The 17678-nt window shown below is 72.2% G+C and carries 14 protein-coding genes and 1 pseudogene; 8 read left to right on the plus strand and 7 right to left on the minus strand.

Annotated features, from left to right (window positions below; all coding sequences use genetic code 11):
• Nucleotides 1–116: 116 nt before the first annotated feature.
• Nucleotides 117–845 (plus strand): MerR family transcriptional regulator, encoded by a 729-nt coding sequence (locus ABZX40_RS39990; RefSeq protein WP_355750374.1) that lies wholly within the window; start codon nucleotides 117–119, stop codon nucleotides 843–845.
• A 33-nt stretch (nucleotides 846–878) separates the two neighbouring features.
• Here ABZX40_RS39990 and ABZX40_RS39995 read toward each other — a convergent pair whose 3' ends face one another.
• The 3 genes from ABZX40_RS39995 to ABZX40_RS40005 all read right to left on the minus strand — a co-directional run bounded on the left by ABZX40_RS39995 (nucleotide 879) and on the right by ABZX40_RS40005 (nucleotide 5550).
• Nucleotides 879–3056 (minus strand): 3-hydroxyacyl-CoA dehydrogenase NAD-binding domain-containing protein, encoded by a 2178-nt coding sequence (locus ABZX40_RS39995; protein ID WP_355750377.1) that lies wholly within the window; start codon nucleotides 3054–3056, stop codon nucleotides 879–881.
• A 95-nt stretch (nucleotides 3057–3151) separates the two neighbouring features.
• Nucleotides 3152–4366 carry an acetyl-CoA C-acetyltransferase gene (locus tag ABZX40_RS40000; protein WP_355750380.1) on the minus strand — a complete coding sequence of 405 codons (1215 nt, stop codon included), beginning with the start codon at nucleotides 4364–4366 and terminating at the stop codon, nucleotides 3152–3154.
• Nucleotides 4363–5550 carry a CaiB/BaiF CoA-transferase family protein gene (locus ABZX40_RS40005; protein WP_355750383.1) on the minus strand — a complete coding sequence of 396 codons (1188 nt, stop codon included), beginning with the start codon at nucleotides 5548–5550 and terminating at the stop codon, nucleotides 4363–4365. The genes ABZX40_RS40000 and ABZX40_RS40005 overlap by 4 nt, the downstream gene beginning before the upstream one ends.
• A gap of 336 nt (nucleotides 5551–5886) precedes the next feature.
• On the opposite strand from ABZX40_RS40005, the gene ABZX40_RS40010 reads away from it, so the two are divergent.
• Nucleotides 5887–6075 carry a hypothetical protein gene (locus ABZX40_RS40010; protein WP_355750385.1) on the plus strand — a complete coding sequence of 63 codons (189 nt, stop codon included), beginning with the start codon at nucleotides 5887–5889 and terminating at the stop codon, nucleotides 6073–6075.
• Here the strand turns inward: ABZX40_RS40010 and ABZX40_RS40015 are convergent.
• Together ABZX40_RS40015 and ABZX40_RS40020 are read right to left on the minus strand one after the other, a co-directional pair.
• Nucleotides 6024–6746 carry an endonuclease V gene (locus tag ABZX40_RS40015; protein WP_355750388.1) on the minus strand — a complete coding sequence of 241 codons (723 nt, stop codon included), beginning with the start codon at nucleotides 6744–6746 and terminating at the stop codon, nucleotides 6024–6026. The two genes, ABZX40_RS40010 and ABZX40_RS40015, sit on opposite strands and share 52 nt — an antisense overlap.
• Nucleotides 6747–6868: 122 nt before the next feature.
• Nucleotides 6869–7668 (minus strand): annotated as a pseudogene (locus ABZX40_RS40020) (oxidoreductase); the annotation flags it as partial.
• 397 nt (nucleotides 7669–8065) lie between these two features.
• Here ABZX40_RS40020 and ABZX40_RS40025 point away from each other — a divergent pair.
• The 5 genes from ABZX40_RS40025 (at nucleotide 8066) to ABZX40_RS40045 (ending at nucleotide 14892) form a co-directional block, all read left to right on the plus strand.
• On the plus strand, nucleotides 8066–8482 hold the full coding sequence (locus ABZX40_RS40025) for an SsgA family sporulation/cell division regulator (RefSeq protein WP_355750391.1): 417 nt from the start codon (nucleotides 8066–8068) through the stop codon (nucleotides 8480–8482).
• Between the two features lie 336 nt (nucleotides 8483–8818).
• Nucleotides 8819–10444, plus strand: coding sequence for an ABC-F family ATP-binding cassette domain-containing protein (locus ABZX40_RS40030; protein WP_355750394.1), 1626 nt, complete (start codon nucleotides 8819–8821; stop codon nucleotides 10442–10444).
• A 10-nt stretch (nucleotides 10445–10454) separates the two neighbouring features.
• Nucleotides 10455–12752, plus strand: a complete 2298-nt coding sequence (locus ABZX40_RS40035; RefSeq protein ID WP_355750397.1) for an excinuclease ABC subunit UvrA — start codon at nucleotides 10455–10457, stop codon at nucleotides 12750–12752.
• Between the two features lie 162 nt (nucleotides 12753–12914).
• On the plus strand, nucleotides 12915–13691 hold the full coding sequence (gene ddaH, locus ABZX40_RS40040) for a dimethylargininase (RefSeq protein WP_355750400.1): 777 nt from the start codon (nucleotides 12915–12917) through the stop codon (nucleotides 13689–13691).
• Between the two features lie 226 nt (nucleotides 13692–13917).
• Nucleotides 13918–14892 (plus strand): acyl-ACP desaturase, encoded by a 975-nt coding sequence (locus ABZX40_RS40045; RefSeq protein WP_355750403.1) that lies wholly within the window; start codon nucleotides 13918–13920, stop codon nucleotides 14890–14892.
• Nucleotides 14893–15030: 138 nt separating this feature from the next.
• On the opposite strand, the gene ABZX40_RS40050 is transcribed toward ABZX40_RS40045, so the two are convergent.
• Nucleotides 15031–15276 carry a WhiB family transcriptional regulator gene (locus ABZX40_RS40050; protein WP_355750406.1) on the minus strand — a complete coding sequence of 82 codons (246 nt, stop codon included), beginning with the start codon at nucleotides 15274–15276 and terminating at the stop codon, nucleotides 15031–15033.
• A gap of 366 nt (nucleotides 15277–15642) precedes the next feature.
• Here ABZX40_RS40050 and ABZX40_RS40055 point away from each other — a divergent pair, with 366 nt between their 5' ends.
• Nucleotides 15643–16440 (plus strand): VOC family protein, encoded by a 798-nt coding sequence (locus tag ABZX40_RS40055; RefSeq protein ID WP_355750409.1) that lies wholly within the window; start codon nucleotides 15643–15645, stop codon nucleotides 16438–16440.
• Between the two features lie 59 nt (nucleotides 16441–16499).
• Here the strand turns inward: ABZX40_RS40055 and ABZX40_RS40060 are convergent, their stop codons facing one another.
• Nucleotides 16500–17600 (minus strand): LacI family DNA-binding transcriptional regulator, encoded by a 1101-nt coding sequence (locus ABZX40_RS40060; protein ID WP_355750412.1) that lies wholly within the window; start codon nucleotides 17598–17600, stop codon nucleotides 16500–16502.
• Between the last annotated feature and the right edge of the window lie 78 nt (nucleotides 17601–17678).

A 17678-nucleotide genomic window follows, 5' to 3' on the forward strand; every position in this document is an offset into this window, starting at 1 on the left:
CCTAAAAGCCCTGGGGCCAGCCCCCTGCTTTTAGGGGCGCGGGGAACTGCGCGACCAGCCCACCACCACCCGCGGCTCACCACCACCGTCACTCCCCCGCCCGCGATACTGCCCCCATGACCCCCAACCACCCCGAGGAGCCCCGCTCCACCCCCCTCACCATCGACGAGTTGGCCGCCCGCGCCGGTGTGACCGTTCGTACGGTGCGTTTCTACGCCACCAAGGGCCTCCTCCCGCCCCCCGTGCTCGGCCCCCGCAGGGTCGGGCGGTACGGGCGCGCGCACCTCGCCCGGCTCGCGTTGATCGAGGAGCTGCGGCACCAGGGCCTCACCCTCGCGGCGATCGAGCGCTATCTGCGCCGGCTGCCGGACGGCCTCAGCGCCGACGATCTCGCCGTGCACCGCGCCGTGGTGGCGTCCTGGGCGCCGGACGTGCAGGAGACCGTGGACCGCGCGGAGCTGGAGCGCCGGGCCGGGCGGGCGCTCGGCGACCCGGAGCTGGAGCGCCTCGCGGCGATGGGCGTGGTGGCCGCCGAGGGCACGGAGTTCCGCGTGGACGCCGGTCTGCTGCGGCTCGGCGTCGAGCTGCTGGACGTACCGCTGTCCCCGGAGGGGATCGTCGCCGCGCGGAATGTGCTGATCGAGCACTCCAGGGCGGCGGCGCGGGAGTTGTCGGGGCTGCTGCGGGCGGAGGTGGCGGAGCGGGACAGCGACGCGGTGAGGTCGCTGTCGGCGGAGATGCAGCCGATCGTGGTGCAGGCGCTGCTGACCGCGTTTCAGCGGTCGCTGAAGGAGGAGCTGCGGACCTGGCAGTCCGAGAAGCGGGGCGATGCCCTCGGAGAGTGAGGGCATCGCCCCGCGCTGAGCCGGCGGATGCGCTCAGCGGGCGTCCCGGAAGGTCTCCCCCCGTTCCGCCGTCTCCACCAGCAGCGCGGGCGGCGCGAACCGCTCCCCGTAGCGCTCGGCGAGTTCGCGCGCGCGGGAGACGAAGCCCCGCGGGCCGCCGTCGTAGCCGTTGATGTACTGGAGGACGCCGCCGGTCCAGCCGGGGAAGCCGATGCCGAGGATCGAACCGATGTTGGCGTCGGCGACGGAGGTCAGCACGCCCTCCTCCAGCAGCCGTACGGTGTCCAGCGCCTCGGCGAAGAGCATGCGCTCCTGCATGTCCCGGAAGGGGGTTTCCGCGTCCGGGCAGGTGAAGTGCTCGCGCAGGCCCGGCCACAGGCCGGTGCGGCTGCCGTCCTCGGCGTAGTCGTAGAACCCGGCGCCGCCGCCGCGGCCGGTGCGGCCGAACTCGTCGACCATGCGGTCGATGACGGTCTCGGCGGGGTGCGGGGTCCAGGTGCCGCCGCTCTCCTCGACGGCCCGGCGGGTCTCCTGGCGGATCTTGCGGGGCAGGGTGAGGGTCAGTTCGTCCATCAGGGCGAGCACCTTGGCGGGGTAGCCGGCCTGGGCCGCGGCCTGCTCGACCGAGGCGGGCTCGATGCCCTCGCCGACCATGGCCACGCCCTCGTTGAGGAAGTGGCCGATGACCCGGGAGGTGAAGAAGCCGCGCGAGTCGTTGACGACGATCGGGGTCTTGTTGATCTGCCGGACCAGGTCGAAGGCGCGGGCGAGGGCCTCGTCGCCGGTGCGCTCGCCCTTGATGATCTCGACCAGCGGCATCTTGTCGACGGGTGAGAAGAAGTGCAGCCCGATGAAGTCGCTCTGGCGTTCGACGCCTTCGGCGAGGGCGGTGATGGGCAGGGTGGAGGTGTTGGAGCAGAGCAGGGCATCCGGCGCGAGAAGGTGCTCGATCTCCTGGAACACCTTGTGCTTCAGCGCGGTGTCCTCGAAGACCGCCTCGATGACGGCGTCGCAGCCCGCGAGGTCGGTCGCCTCGGCGGTCGGGGTGATCCGGGCGAGCAGGGCGTCGGCCTTCTCCCGGGTGGTGCGGCCCCGGGCGACGGCCTTGGCGCAGAGCTTCTCGGAGTAGCCCTTGCCCCGGTCGGCGGCCTCGGCGGACACATCCTTGAGGACGACGTCGATGCCCGCGCGGGCGCAGGAGTAGGCGATCCCGGCGCCCATCATCCCGGCGCCGAGCACGGCGACCCGGCGGACCGGGCGGCGCTCGGTGCCCCGGGGGCGGCCGGCGCCGGAGTTGACGGCCTGGAGGTCGAAGAAGAACGCCTGGATCATGTTCTTCGCGGTCTGCCCGGTGGCCAGTTCCACGAAGTAGCGGGCCTCGATGACCTGGGCGGTCTCGAAGTCGACCTGGGCGCCCTCGACAGCGGCGGCCAGGATGCTGCGGGGCGCCGGGTAGGGGGCGCCCTGGGTCTGCTTGCGCAGAGTGGCGGGGAAGGCGGGCAGGTTGGCGGCGAACCGGGGACTGGCCGGGGTGCCGCCCGGGATGCGGTAGCCGGGTACGTCCCAGGGCTGCTGCGACTCGGGGTGGGCGTCGATATAGGCGCGGGCCCTGGCGAGCAGGTCGGCGGGCGTGTCGGCGACCTCGTGGACGAGGCCGTTGTCCAGTGCGCGGCGGGGGTTGTACTGGGTGCCCTGGAGGAGGACCTTCAGCAGTGCGTCGGTGATGCCGAGCAGCCGGACGCTGCGGACGACTCCGCCGCCGCCGGGGAGCAGGCCGAGGGTGACCTCGGGACAGCCGATCTTGGTGCCGGGCGCGTCCAGGGCGATGCGGTGGTGGCAGGCGAGGGCGAGTTCGAAGCCACCGCCGAGGGCGGCGCCGTTGAGGGCGGCGACGACGGGTTTGCCGAGGGTCTCGATGCGGCGCAGGTTCCGCTTGATGGCCATACCGGCGTCGAAGACCTCCCGCGCGGTCTCGGGGGTGGCGCGGATCAGATCACGCAGATCGCCGCCCGCGAAGAAGGTCTTCTTGGCGGAGGTGAGGATGATCCCCCGGATGGTGTCGCGTTCGGCCTCCAGACGGTCGGTGACCGTGGCGAGCGAGTCGCGGAACGCCTGGTTCATGGTGTTGGCGGACTGGTCGGGGTCGTCCAGGACGAGGGTGACGACACCGGTGCGGTCCTGTTCCCAGCGGATGGTGGTGCTCGTGGTCATGGGGGTTCTCCGTTGAGGTCTGTCTGCTGAGGGCTGCCGCTGGGCCGGATCCTGCGGTACTGGGGCGGGAACCGCCGGATCCGCCGGAGGCCGGGTCAGAGGCGTTCGACGATCGTGGCGATGCCCATGCCGCCGCCGACGCACAGGGTGGCGAGGCCGTAGCGCTTGTCCTGGCGCTCCAGTTCGTCCACCAGGGAGCCGAGGATCATCGCGCCGGTGGCGCCGAGCGGGTGGCCGAGCGCGATGGCACCGCCGTTGACGTTGATCCGGTCGAGGCCGAGGCCCATGTCCTTGGCGAACCGCAGGACGACGGCGGCGAACGCCTCGTTGATCTCGACCAGGTCGATGTCGTCGATGGTCAGCCCGGCGCGGGCGAGGGCCTTGCGGGTGGCCGGGGCGGGGCCGGTGAGCATGATGGTGGGTTCGGAGCCGGAGACGGCGGCGGACACGATCCGGGCGCGCGGGGTGAGCCCGTACCGCTCGCCGATCTCCTTCGAGCCGATGGCGACCAGGGCGGCGCCGTCCACGATGCCGGAGGAGTTGCCCGCGTGGTGGACATGGTCGATCCGCTCCACCCAGTGGTACGTCTGGAGCGCCACCGCGTCGAAGCCGCCGAGGTCGCCGATATCGGCGAAGGACGGCTTGAGCCGGGCGAGGGAGTCGGCGGTGGTGCCGGGCCGCAGATGCTCGTCGTGGTCGAGGACGGTGAGACCGGAGCGGTCCTTGACGGGCACGACGGACCGCTCGAAGCGGCCCTCCTTCCAGGCGGTGGCCGCGCGCTCCTGGGACAGCGCCGCGTACTCGTCCACGTCCCGGCGGGAGAAGCCCTCGATGGTGGCGATCAGATCGGCGCCGATGCCCTGCGGTACGAAGTTCACCGCGAGGTTGGTCATCGGGTCGTTGAACCAGGCGCCGCCGTCCGAGGCCATCGGCACCCGTGACATCGACTCGACGCCGCCCGCGAGCACCAGGTCCTCCCAGCCGGACCGGACCTTGGCGGCGGCCATGTTGACGGCCTCCAGCCCCGAGGCACAGAAGCGGTTCTCCTGCACCCCGGCCACCGTGTCGGGCAGTCCGGCGGCGATGGCGGCGATCCGGGCGATGTCGGAGCCCTGGTCGCCGACCGGGCCGACGACCCCGAGCACGATGTCGTCGATCGCGGCTGGGTCCAGGCCGGGGAAGCGGGCGCGGATCTCCTGGATCAGACCGGTCACCAGGTCGATGGGCTTGGTGCCGTGCAGGGCGCCATTGGCCTTGCCGCGCCCGCGCGGGGTGCGGATCGCGTCGTACACATACGCTTCGGTGCTCACGGTGCAGCCTTTCGGGGGTTCTCGTGGGGAGGGTGATCGGAGGGCGGCGTCAGGGCCGGGACGTCCCAGTCCGCGGCGACGGTGGCCGTGTCCGCGCCGGGCCGGGCGGGGCCGCCGCGCAGGGCGGCGGGGGTGGCGGAGAAACGGGGCGCGGGGGCCGGCTGGACATGACCCGCGTGGTCGGTGAAGGTACCGCGCGCGACGAGGTGCGGATGTCCGGGCGCCTCCCGCAGGGACAGCACCGGGGCGACACAGGCGTCCGACCCCGCGAAGACGGCGGTCCATGCGTCGCGGGTACGGGTCCGGAAGCGGGCGGCGACCAGGGCGCGCAGTTCGCCCCAGCGGGCGAGGTCCGCGCGGGCGGGGGCCCGGTCGGCGATGCCCAGCAGCCGCAGGAACTCGTCGTAGAAGCGCTGTTCCAGGGCGCCGACGGCCATGTGCTTGCCGTCGGCGGTCTCGTAGGTGCCGTAGTAGGGGCAGCCGCCGTCGAGCAGATTGGCGCCGCGCCGGTCCTGCCAGCCACCGGCGGCGAGCATGCCGTGGATCATCGTGCCGAGATGGGCGGTGCCGTCGACGATGGCGGCGTCCACGGTCTGTCCGATGCCGGCGGCGCGGGCGTGGTGCAGGGCGGCGAGGACACCGACGACGAGATAGAGGGCGCCGCCCGCGTAGTCGCCCAGGAGGTTGGCCGGGGCGGGCGGCGGCCGGTCCGGGTCGCCGATCAGGCCGAGGGCGCCGGTGACCGCGATGTAGGCGATGTCGTGTCCGGCGCTCCGGGCGAGGGGTCCGTCCTGGCCCCAGCCGGTCATCCGGCCGTACACCAGGGCGGGGTTGCGGGCCCGGCAGTCCTCGGGGCCGACACCGAGGCGCTCGGCGACGCCGGGGCGGTAGCCCTCGATCAGGATGTCCGCGCGGGCGGCGAGGTCCAGGACACGGGCGGGGCCGTCCGGGGACTTGAGGTCGAGCAGCACGGAGCGCTTGCCGCGGTTGGTGAGGTCGTGGGCGGGGTCGACGGCCAGCCCGGGACCGCCGGGGCGGTCCACCCGGACGACATCGGCGCCCAGGTCGGCCAGGAGCATCGCGGCGAACGGGCCGGGGCCGATACCGGCCAGCTCGACCACGCGTACACCGCTCAGCGGCCCGCCCTGTCCTGCCGTCTCCGTCTCCGGCTCCGTCCCTGCCATACGGCCCCCGATCACTTCACTGTGACAGTACTGATGTAACACCGGTGATGCTAAGAACACGTTCCAGTCCGGCACAAGACGAAAACGAGCAAGCGCTTAGCCAATTGTGACGCGGGACGCGCCGCCACGCGCTGCGGCCGGGCCGGTTCCTGTGGGATTCGGAGTGCGGGTCCGTCCCACACGGGGATGTGAGACGGCGATTTGAGACTTACCGGCACCGGATACCTGGCACCACTCCCCTCACCCGCCAAAAGTCCCAACGGGCGGTTCAATGAAACACTTGAAGGAAGCCGGAACACCGAGAAGACCGGTCGGGCAGAGAGGTGGGTGGAGCGCATGAAGTTCGTCCTGGAGGTCACCTTGGACGACGGGGCGATGGCCAAGGACCCGGTCCGCGAGCTGGGCCGGATCCTGCGGTACTGGGGCGGGAACCTGGACCACTACGCCCTGCGGCCGGGTGACGGCAGCGCGGTCTACGACTCGGAGTACTCCGAGGTCGGCGCCTGGCGGGTGACCGCCTCCTGAAGCGCCGCCCGGCACAGCGCGTCCGCCCTGCGGGTCGTCTCGGGGAGCCGGTAGGCGGGGGTGAGCGCGAGGGTGTGGGCGCAGGCGGTGTCCAGGGCCACCCGGTGGCCGACGGAGACATACACCGGCTTGACGCCGTCCCTGGTGCGCAGCGCCCGGCCGACCTCCTCGGTACCGTCCAGCAGGGGGCTGGACGCGCCACGCCGGGCGCCCGGCGGTTCGCAGCTGAAGACGAACGGGTTCTTGGCGACGCCGATGGTCGGCAGGCCGGTGAGGACGCCCAGGTGGCTGGCGAGGCCGAAGCGGCGCGGGTGGGCGAGCCCGTAGCCGTCGCAGACCACCAGGCCGGGCGGACGGGGCAGCGCCGCCAGGGCGGCCAGGACCGTGGGGATCTCCCGGAAGGCGAGCAGGCCCGGGACGTACGGGAAGGAGATCCGGCCGACGGCGGTGGCCTCGGCGACGACATCGAGGCTCGCCGCGTCCAGGACGACGGCCGCCGCGGCGACGAGGTCGCGCTGGTCGTCGTAGGCGACGTCGACCCCGGTGACATGGCCCGTGCCGGGCGCCGGTCCGCTGTCGTCGAGCACGACCCGCGCGCGGAGCGCGTCCTGCGCCGCGCGGGCCTGCTCCTCGGTCGCGGGCCAGCCCGCGGGGATCTCTACGGTCGTCATGGTGGACCGAGCCTAGGGGTGGACGCGGGGGCGCGGCGACTCACCGTGCCGGGCGGACGACCCTGGTCGAGGGTGTGGCGGAGGCGGCCGGTGCCGGTGGGGACGACGGCCAGGGGGTGTCTGGCGACGCCGGATCGGTCGGCGGGCGGGGGCGTGCGTGGCGGCGGGGCGCCAGGTGTGGCCCGCGTCGGTGGTGCGGGCGGCGGCCCGCGGCGACGCCTGGTGTCGGGGCGGTTATCGCCGCCCACGGCGAGAACCGGGCCGCCGCGGCCCTGGAAGGCGGCGAGTGCGAAGACACCCCGGGTGGGGTCCCCGGCCGGGACGGGGCTGTCGGTGGCGGTCCAGGTCCGTCCGCCGTCGCCGGAGTGAGTGCAGCACCCGCGCGCGGGCCGCGCCCATGGTGGCCGGCCACACGTCCCGTGTCCCGGCGGTCACCAGGCACTGCCCGCCCGCCGCGAACCCGGCCTCGCCCTCCTGCGCGGGCGGCATGCCCGTGTCGGGGAGGACCCGCCAGGAGCGGCCCCCGTCGCCGGTGGGCAGGATGCGGAACCCGCCGTCGGCCGCGCCGCTCATCGCCAGGCCGTTGCGGGCGTCGAAGAAGGCGAGGCGGTCGTAGGTGGAAGGCGCGCGGGTCGGGGTTGCGGAAGATCTCGGTCCGGGTACTGCCGCCGTCCTCGGTGCGGTACACCCGTGACGCCTCGCCCTCGCCGATGGCCGGCACCGCCGCGCGCCGGGCGTCGAACGCCTCGATGTCCCGGAACTGGAGGTCGCCCCTGCCCGGCGGGGAGACGTTCCGCCGACGGGGGCCGCCGTCGTTGGTGCGCAGGACGGTGCCGCCGCCGTAACCGGCCACCCGGGCGGGGTTCCGGCTGACGGCGGCCGGGCGCCGGTGGCGCACCTCGGGCGTGCGAGTGTCCGTCAGCCGCCAGCGCGGGGCGCCCGCTCCCCCGCCTGCGCCGGGTTGGTCAGCACGACCACCACCCGCCTCACCCACACCCTGCGTCCCGTGCGCCCTGTGCATCCCATATCCCGCGCTCCCCCCATGGGCCTCACGGCCGCGGAAGCCAGCCCACCGGGGCAGGGTCGTCCAGAGGACAATTTCCAGCCCGGAACGCCCAGAAAGAAATGGTTGTGCCCGAAACGGCCTGGAAACCGAAGGCGTCAGGGGGGTGTAAAGCACGGTGACAGAGGTCACCGGGAATCCAGTGCACTTCTTGGCCGGTTTCTACGTCTCTTCCATTAACCGGCCTCGTCCGTTCCGTCCGGAGCGGTGCCGCCGGTCCCCGGCAGCCGTCCCGCCGTCTCAGAGGGAGCAAGGCATGAGCACTGTCATCGAGCAGCCCGTGGAGGCCCGCCTCGTCGCCGCCGCGCCCCGCATGCCGCAGATCCCCGCCACGCTGCACTACGACCCGCGGGACCCGTTCGCCGTCCGGATGACGTTCCCCGCGCAGGCCACCCTGGAGGGCGTGGAGGTGTGCTGGACCTTCGCGCGCGAGCTGCTCGCGGAGGGCCTCCAGGGCCCGGCGGGCGACGGCGACGTCCGCGCCCGCCCCTACGGCTACGACCGTACGGTGCTGGAGTTCCACGCCCCGGAGGGCACCGCGGTGATCCATGTGCACTCGGCGGATGTGCGCCGGTTCCTGGAGGCGACCGGCGGGCTGGTCCCGGAGGGCCTGGAGGCGCTCCGGTTCGACCTGGACCGGGGTCTGGCGGAGCTGCTGCGCGACGCCGGCTGAGAGCGCGAGCCGCCACCGTAAAACCCCGTTGACAGCCCCGTACCGCCTCCGTACGGTGAAGAAGTCCTGTTGCCGCCGATTGGAGAAGGACGTTGCTCGTCTGAGGTCCTGAGACACCTCCGCCACACCTCATCCGTGTGCGTTGCGTGCGGCCTCGGCGTTCGAGCCGTCCCCCGCGGAGCAGGGCTTTCTCATGAGCCCGCTGCCTCTTCAGAGCCTCAGGTCTCTTCAGAGCCCCCGCCGGTCCAGGACCCTCCCCGCCTCCCGCGTCGCCGCTCCCGGTGTCTCGATACGCGTTGCTGCCCGTCCGCCCCACCGAGCAACCGCGAGGCCACCTTGTCTACTTCGCTCACCCTCACCTCCCTGTCCTACGTCTGGCCCGACGGCACCGCCGTCTTCGAGGGCCTGGACACCTCCTTCTCCACCGGCCGCACCGGGCTGGTCGGTGTCAACGGCTCGGGGAAGTCGACCCTGCTGAAACTGATCGCGGGAGAACTCCGCCCCCTCGACGGCACCGTCCGGGTCGCCGGCGAGGTCGGCTATCTCCCGCAGAACGTCACCCTGGACACCGCGCTGCCCGTCGACCGCGCGCTCGGTATCGCCGAGCAGCGGGCCGCGCTGCACGCCATCGAGGCCGGTGATGTGTCCGAGGCGCACTTCGAGACCGTCGGCGACGACTGGGACGTCGAGGAACGCGCCCTGGCCACGCTCGGCGAACTCGGCCTCGGCCATATCGAACTGGACCGCACCATCGGTGAGGTCTCGGGCGGCGAGTCGGTCCTGCTGCGGCTGGCCGCTCTGCTCCTGGAGCGGCCGGACATCCTGCTGCTGGACGAACCGACCAACAACCTGGACGTGTACGCCCGCAAGCGGCTGTACACGGCGGTGGAGTCCTGGCAGGGGGTACTGGTCGTGGTCAGCCACGACCGGGAACTCCTGGACCGGATGGACCAGATCGCCGATCTGCGCTCCGGCTCGATCACCTGGTACGGCGGGAACTACACCGCCTACGAGGCCGTGCTCGCCGCCGAACAGGAGGCGGCCGAGCGGATGGTCCGGGTCGCCGAGTCCGATCTGCGCAAGCAGAAGCGCGAACTGGCCGAAGCCCAGGTCAAACTGGCCCGCCGCAAGCGGTACGGCCAGAAGATGTTCGAGCAGAAACGCGAACCGAAGATCGTCATGGGGGCGCGCAAGCGCTCGGCACAGGAGTCCGCGGGCAAGCACCGGATCATGCACGAGGAGCGGCTCAGCGACGCCAAGGACCGGCTCGACGAGGCGGTGGACGCGGTACGGGACGACGACGAGATCCGCGTCGACCTGCCGTACACCGCCGTCCCGGCCGGGCGGACCGTGCTCACCCTGCGGGATCTGGAGCTGCGCTACGGCGCCAGTGTCGCGGGCGGGTTCGATCTGTACGGTCCCGAGCGGATCGCGCTGATCGGGCGCAACGGGGCGGGCAAGACCACCCTGCTGCGGACCGTCGCCGGGGAGCTGGAGCCGGTGTCGGGGACGGCGACGGCCCATGTGCCGCTGCGGTTCCTGCCCCAGCGGCTGGATGTGCTGGACGGCTCGCTGACGGTGGCGGAGAACGTGGCCCGGTTCGCGCCGGGCGCCACCCATCAGCAGATCCGCTCCCGGGTGGCCCGCTTCCTCTTCCGGGGGCAGCGCGCCAACCAGCGCGCGGACACCCTGTCCGGCGGTGAGCGCTTCCGGGCGGCCCTGGCGGCGCTGATGCTGGCCGAGCCCGCCCCGCAATTGCTGATGCTGGACGAGCCGACGAACAACCTGGACATGGCGAGCGTCCGGCAGCTCACCTCGGCCCTGGAGAGCTATGAGGGCGCGCTGATCGTGGCCAGTCACGATCTGCCGTTCCTGGAGTCCCTGGGGATCACCCGCTGGCTGCTGCTGGAGGAAGGAGAACTCTCGGAAATCACGCCAGAAGCTGTCGGGTTTGACGCCTAGCGTCCCCCGTATGCGCGGACACACCGAACACACCGAGTACGCCGAACACACCGAGTACCTCACCATCACCGGTGCCAGGGAGAACAACCTCAAGGACGTCTCCCTGCGGATCCCCAAGGGCCGGCTGACCGTGTTCACCGGTGTGTCGGGGTCCGGGAAGTCGTCCGTCGTCTTCGACACCATCGCGGTGGAATCGCAGCGCCAGCTGAACGAGACGTTCACCTGGTTCATCCGCAACCGGCTGCCCAAGTACGAGCGGCCCCAGGCGGACGCGCTGGAGGACCTCGCCCCGGCGATCGTGGTCGACCAGCGGCCGATCGGCGGGCACTCCCGCTCCACGGTCGGCACGATGACGGACGTCTACTCGGTGCTGCGGGTGCTGTACTCCCGGCACGGCACCCCCAGCGCCGGGGCGGCGACGGCGTACTCGTTCAACGACCCGGCGGGCATGTGCCCGCGCTGCGACGGGCTGGGCCGTACGGTCCAGCCCGACTGGGAGCGCATCCTGGACCCCGCCCTGTCCCTCGCGGACGGGGCGGTGCGCTTCCCGCCGTTCACGGCCGGTACCTGGCAGGGGCAGACGTATGTGAACACCGAGGAGCTGGACCCGCACAAGCCGGTCGGGGCGTTCACGGCGGCCGAGCGGGCGTTCCTGATGCGGGGGCGGTCCGGCAGCAAGGTCACCATCAGCGGCTCCGGCGGCACCTGGGTCACCGACTACGAGGGGCTCGCCGACCGGTTCGAGCGGCTCTACCTCAAGCGGGATCTGTCGGCGCTCAGCCAGAAGACCCGCGATCTGGTCGGCGGCTTCCTGGCCGAGGGCGTGTGCCCCGAGTGCGGGGGCGCGCGGCTGAACGCGGCGGCGCTGGCGTCCCGGATCGGCGGGCGGTCGATCGCCGAGTGCGCCCGGATGCAGGTCACGGATCTGATCGGGGTGCTGCGGGAGATCACCGACCCGGTGGCCCGGCCGATCGCCGGGGCGGCCGTCGCCGCGCTGGAGCGGATCGACGCCATCGGCCTCGGCTATCTCAGCCTGGACCGGGAGACGTCCACGCTGTCCGGCGGCGAGGGCCAGCGGCTGAAGACCGTACGGCATCTGGGGTCCAGTCTGACCGGGATGACGTACATCTTCGACGAGCCGAGTGTGGGGCTGCATCCGCGGGATGTGGGGCGGCTCGGGGATCTGCTGCTGCGGCTGCGGGACAAGGGCAACACGGTGCTGGTGGTGGAGCACGACCCGGATGTGATCGCGCTGGCCGACCATGTGGTGGACATGGGGCCGGGTGCGGGGGCGGCGGGCGGCACGGTGGTGTTCGAGGGCACCCCGCGCGCGCTGGCCGCCGCCGACACACCGACGGGGCGGTGCCTGGGACGGCGTACGGCGCTCAAGGAGCGGGTCCGGGAGGCGGCGGCGTCCGGGGGTCTGTGGGTGAAGGGGGCGGACCGGCACAATCTGCGGGAGGTGACGGTGGAGTTCCCGACCGGGGTGCTCACCGCGGTGACGGGGGTCGCCGGGTCCGGGAAGAGCACCCTGGTGTCGCTGTTCACCGAGGCGCATCCGGACGCGGTGGTCGTCGACCAGTCCGCGATCGGTATCTCGGGGCGCTCGACCCCGGCCACCTATCTCGGGGTGCTGGATCCGGTACGGCGGCTGTTCGCGCGCGAGACGGGCGCCGACGCGGGGCTGTTCAGCTTCAACTCCGCCGGGGCGTGCCCGCTGTGCGAGGGGCGCGGGATCATCTACAACGACCTCGCCTTCATGGACCCGGTCACCACCGTCTGCCCGGACTGCGAGGGGCGGCGGTTCAAGGAGGAGGTGCTGCGGCTGACGGTCGGCGGGCACTCGATCGCGGATGTGCTGGAGATGACCGCCGAGCGCGCCCTCGGCTTTCTGACCGACCCGGGCGTCCGGCGACGGCTCCAGGCCCTCCAGGACGTCGGTCTGACGTATCTGGCCCTCGGGCAGCCGATGTCCACGCTGTCGGGCGGTGAGCGCCAGCGCATCAAGCTGGCGACCCGGCTGCACCGGACGGGCGCGGTGTATGTGCTGGACGAGCCGACGACGGGGCTGCACATGTCGGATGTGGACCGGCTGCTGGCGCTGCTCGACCGGCTCGTGGACGGCGGCAACACGGTCCTGGTGGTCGAGCACAATCTCGATGTCGTGGCGCACGCGGACTGGGTGGTCGACCTGGGGCCGGACGGCGGCCGGAACGGCGGGCAGGTGGTCTTCGAGGGGACCCCGCGTCAACTGCTCGCCGCGCGCGGGTCGTTCACCGCGGACCACCTCCGGCGCGCCACGGCCTGAGATTCGGGGGGTTTCGTCCGGAGCGGGCGGCACTGCATCATGGCCCACCGGTGCCCCTTGAGGGCGCCGCCGCCACTACCGCCACTACCGTCACCGCTGTCACCGTCGTCGTCGCCGTCGTCGCCGTCGTCGCCGCCCGTCATCGATCCGGAGTGATCCCTCGTGCCCAGCAAGAAGGCCCTTGTCCGCCGCCCCGGCCCCCGGCTGGCCGAGGGCCTCGTCACCCATGTGGAGCGCACCGGCATCGATCCGGAGCTGGCCGTCGCGCAGTGGGAGTCCTATGTGGCGGCGCTCGCCGAGCACGGCTGGGAGACGGTGGAGGCGGCCCCGGCCGACGACTGCCCGGACGCGGTGTTCGTGGAGGACACCGTGGTCGTCTACAAGAACGTGGCCCTGATCGCCCGGCCCGGCGCCGAGTCCCGCCGCGACGAGACCCATGGGGTGGAGGAGGCCATGGCCGGGCTCGGCTGCTCGGTGAACTGGGTGTGGGAGCCGGGCACCCTGGAGGGCGGCGATGTACTGAAGATCGGTGACACCCTCTACGTCGGCCGGGGCGGGCGCACCAACGCGGCCGGGATCCAGCAGGTGCGGGCCACCTTCGAGCCGCTCGGCGCGCGGGTGGTGACGGTGCCGGTCAGCAAGGTGCTGCATCTGAAGTCGGCGGTCACCGCGCTGCCCGACGGGACGGTGATCGGGCACCTTCCGTCGGTGGACACCCCGTCGCTGTTCGGGCGGTTCCTGCCGGTGCCGGAGGAGTCGGGGGCGCATGTGGTGCTGCTGGGCGGGGACGCGCTGCTGATGGCGGCGGGTGCGCCGAGGACGGCCGAGCTGTTGCAGGATCTCGGTTACGCACCGGTGCTGGTGGACATCAGCGAGTTCGAGAAACTGGAAGGCTGTGTGACATGCCTCTCGGTCCGGCTGCGGGATCTGTACGCCTGACGGGTGATCTCATCACTCGGACAGCGCCCCGACCTGCACCGCCGGACCCGTCACCGCCGCTGCTCCGACACGCGGGGGTTTCCGCAGCGTAGGCCCTGAACTGGGACCTTTACCGCGGACTTAACCTACGGTTTCGTAACCTACGGGTTCGTAGCCTACGATCCCGTAGGTTCCGGCACCGCTCGCCGGTCTCGTCCCCCTCGTTCGACGTCCCCCTGGAGTTCCTGTGACCATCACCCCTCCGCACCTCGGCAGCCCCTCCGTCTGGACCGACGCACGGCTGCTGTACGCCCTGGAGGAAGTGGTCGAGACCGAGCTGAACCGGCATCTGAAGATCGCCAAGGACTGGATGCCGCACGAGTACGTGCCCTTCAGCGACGCCCGTAACTTCCCCGGCTTCTTCGAGGACGGCGAGCCCTGGGAGAAGGGGCAGTCCAAGGTCACCGAGATCGGCCGCATAGCGCTGGTGGTCAATCTGCTCACCGAGGACAACCTGCCCAGCTACCACCACGAGATCGCCTCGCTGTTCGGCCGGGACGGCGCCTGGGGCACCTGGGTGCACCGCTGGACGGCCGAGGAGGGGCGGCACGGCATCGTGATGCGGGACTATCTGCTCGCCTCCCGCGCGGTGGACCCGGACAAGCTGGAGCAGTTCCGGATGGCCCATATGAGCGAGGGCTTCGAGTCCGACAACCGGCACTCGATGCTGCACTCGGTGGCCTATGTCGCCTTCCAGGAGCTGGCCACCCGGATCTCCCACCGCAACACCGGCCACCAGTCCGGGGACCCGGTCTGCGACCGGATGCTGGCCCGGATCGCGACCGACGAGAATCTGCACATGGTCTTCTACCGGAACCTGCTCAAGGCCGCGTTCGAGATCGCCCCCGACATGACCATGCAGGCCGTGCGCGATGTCGTCGTCGAGTTCCGGATGCCGGGGCACGGCATCCCCGGCTTCGAGCGGGCCGCCGCGCAGATGGCCATCGGCGAGGTCTACAACATGCGGATCCACCATGACGATGTGCTCCAGCCGGTGCTGCGGTTCCTGAAGATCATGGAGATCGACGGTCTCGGTCCGGAGGGCCGCCAGGCGCAGGAGGAACTGGGGCTGTTCATGGGCGGGCTGGACGCGGAGGCGCTCAAGTTCGACGAGAAGCTGGCGGCGCGCAAGGCGCGGATGGCGGCGCGGGCGCAGGGCTGACACGCCGGTCCGTCCGGACGGAGAGTGGCGGCGGCGCCGGGGGTTTCCTCCCCGGCGCCGCTTCTCGCTGTTCGGGGGCGGGTTCTCTTGAGTTCTCTTGAGTTCTCTCGGGTTCTCTGGGGTTCTTCCATGACCGGTTCAGTGGGTGATCCGGCGCAGGTGCTGCCGTTCCTTCTCGGAGAGGCCGCCCCAGACGCCGAAGCGTTCATCGTTCTCCAGGGCGTAGTCCAGACAGACGCGGCGCATGTCGCACATGCCGCAGATGCGCTTGGCCTCGCGCACCGAACTGCCCGGCTCGGGGAAGAAGAAGTCCGCCCCGGTCTGCGCGCACAGGGCCTGGTCCTGCCAGGCGGGTGCGGCCGGGGTGAGGGAATCGAGGTGCATACGGACAGCGTGGGCGGTCGCGCAAAACGTTCGCTCAACGCCCGATCAACGCGGGCGCCTCGGCGGGGCGGGCGGCGGGCGGGCAGGCGGGTGCGGGGCTGGGGCGTGCCGGTCGGTTCGGTTCTGGTCGGTTCTGGTCGGGACGGGGCTGGGGTGGGGTGCGAGCTGGGCCGGTCCGAGGCTGGGGCTGGGCTGGGGCTGTGCTGGGCTCGTCGGGGCTGGGCTGGAGATGATGGTGCACCGGCCGGAGGTGGCGGCACACGGCGGCGCGCGGGTGGGCCGGTGGGCGGGTGCTCCGGCAGCGATTGTCAGTGGGCGGTGCGAGACTCGGCAGAGGACAGGCAGCGGTTCCTCGGGAAGGTGATCATGCTCAGCACCCACTTCGTGACCGGCGCACCGAACTGGATCGATCTCGGTACGACCGACATCGACCGGGCCACCGCCTTCTACCGGGGACTCTTCGGCTGGCAGTGGCGATCCGCCGGACCGGAGACCGGAGGGTACGGGTTTTTCCAGCTCGACGGGAGAACGGTCGCGGGCGTGATGACGACCACGCCCGAGCAGGGCCCCCCGGCCTGGACCGTCTTCTTCCAGAGCGCGGACGCGGACGCGACGGCCGAGACGGTCCGCGCGGTGCGGGGCACGGTGCTGACCGAGCCGCTGGACGTCCTGGACAAGGGCCGCGCGGCGATCCTCACGGACCGCGGGGGCGTGGCGTACGGCATCTGGCAGCCGGGGCGGATGAAGGGCGTCGAGGTGGCCGGGGAGAGCGGGGCGCTGGTCTGGGTCGAGCTGTACACCCGGGACATCGCGGCGGCGGCCGGTTACTACAACAAGGTGCTCGGCTGGGAGACCTCCTCGGTCAGGTTCCCCGGCGGCTCCTACACCTGCGTCAACCCTGCCGGGCAGGACGAGGACACCATGTTCGGCGGGCTCGTGCCGCTGGACGAGGACCCGACGGAGGCGACCGGCGAGCCGTACTGGCTGCCGTACTTCGCCACGGACGACCCGGACGCGGTGTGCGCCCGTGCGACGGAGCTGGGCGGGACGGTGCGGCTGGCGCCCATGGATCTGCCGGATGTCGGGCGGGTGGCGCGGCTGGCGGATCCGTTCGGGGCGAGGTTCGCGCTGCTGCGGCCGGAGCGGGCTCGCGGGGGCGGGTGACGGGGGGAGGTGCGGGGGGCTGGGTGCAGGGGGCTGGGTGCGGGGGGGAGGCGGGGCGGTCAGGCGGAGGCGCGGTGGATCAGGGTTGTCGGGAGGATCACGCTCGTGGGCGGGGTGGCCGTGGAGCGGCCCCGTAGGCGGGTGAGCAGATGCTGGGCCATCAGACGGCCCATGCCCTCGATGTCCTGACGGATCGTTGTCAGCGGGGGGTCGGACTGCTCGGCGATCGGCAGCATGTCGTCGAAGCCGACCACGGCGACCTCCTCCGGTACCCGCACGCCCCGCTCCCGCAGCACCCGCAGGGCGCCCACGGCCGTGAGGTCGTTCGCCGCGAAGACTCCGTCCAGGTCCGGGCGCCGGTCGAGCAGTTCCCGCATCGCCCGCTCCCCGCCCGCCGGGGTGAAGTCGCCGCCCGCCACCAGCGCGGGGTCGCCGTCCGGGAGGACCTCGCGGTAGCCGTCGAGCCGGTCCGCCGCGGAGGTCTGGTCCGGGGGGCCGGTGATGTGGGCGATCCGGGTGCGGCCGAGGGCGAGGAGATGGCGCACGGCGTCGCGGGCGCCGCCGCGGTTGTCACTGTCGACGTAGATGGTCGGGCCGGTGGCGGGGGCGCTGCCGCGGCTGATGTCGGGGGCGGTGTCGAGGTCGGGGTGGGTGTCGGTGTCGCGCCAGCCGGGGCGACCGCCGAAGACCGCGGGGACGCCCGCGCGGTGGATCAGGGCCGGCAGGGGGTCGTCCAGGTGGAGGGAGAAGACCAGCGCGCCGTCGACATGGCCGCCGGCCAGGTAGCGGCCGACCCGGGCGTGGTCGTCGCGGCCCTCGGTGAGCAGCAGGACGAGTTGGTTGTCGTGTGCGGTCAGCTCCTTGCTGATGCCGCGGAGCTGGAGGGCGAAGAAGGGGTCGGCGAAGACCCGGGTCTCGGGTTCGGCGACGACGACGGCGATGGCGTCGTGGCGCCGGGTGACGAGGCTGCGGGCGGCCTGGTTGGGGACGTAGCCGAGTTCCTCGACGGCCCGGCGGACCCGCTCCGCGAGGGGGGCGCGGACGGCGTCGCTGCCGTTCACCACGCGGGAGGCTGTGGCTCGTGACACTCCGGCCCGCGCGGCGACTTCTTCCAGCGTGGGTCGCGCGTGCGCCTCCGGCGGGGGTGCGGTGTCGGTCACTTTGGGGGGCTCCGGGTTTTTGGGGTGGGGTCAGGATAGCGAGGGGGTGGGGGTGGTTGGGTGCGGGGTGGTTGGGGT

It is taken from the genome of Streptomyces sp. NPDC004610, from assembly GCF_040609715.1.
Lineage (GTDB): Bacteria > Actinomycetota > Actinomycetes > Streptomycetales > Streptomycetaceae > Streptomyces.

Bases quoted from the DNA above. Each gene is read 5' to 3' on its own strand.
- ABZX40_RS39990 (WP_355750374.1), top strand. From the start codon at position 117: ATGACCCCCAACCACCCCGAGGAGCCCCGCTCCACCCCCCTCACCATC.
- ABZX40_RS39995 (WP_355750377.1), bottom strand. From the start codon at position 3,056: ATGACCACGAGCACCACCATCCGCTGGGAACAGGACCGCACCGGTGTC.
- ABZX40_RS40005 (WP_355750383.1), bottom strand. From the start codon at position 5,550: ATGGCAGGGACGGAGCCGGAGACGGAGACGGCAGGACAGGGCGGGCCG.
- ABZX40_RS40010 (WP_355750385.1), top strand. From the start codon at position 5,887: ATGAAGTTCGTCCTGGAGGTCACCTTGGACGACGGGGCGATGGCCAAG.
- ABZX40_RS40015 (WP_355750388.1), bottom strand. From the start codon at position 6,746: ATGACGACCGTAGAGATCCCCGCGGGCTGGCCCGCGACCGAGGAGCAG.
- ABZX40_RS40025 (WP_355750391.1), top strand. From the start codon at position 8,066: ATGAGCACTGTCATCGAGCAGCCCGTGGAGGCCCGCCTCGTCGCCGCC.
- ABZX40_RS40035 (WP_355750397.1), top strand. From the start codon at position 10,455: ATGCGCGGACACACCGAACACACCGAGTACGCCGAACACACCGAGTAC.
- ABZX40_RS40050 (WP_355750406.1), bottom strand. From the start codon at position 15,276: ATGCACCTCGATTCCCTCACCCCGGCCGCACCCGCCTGGCAGGACCAG.
- ABZX40_RS40055 (WP_355750409.1), top strand. From the start codon at position 15,643: ATGCTCAGCACCCACTTCGTGACCGGCGCACCGAACTGGATCGATCTC.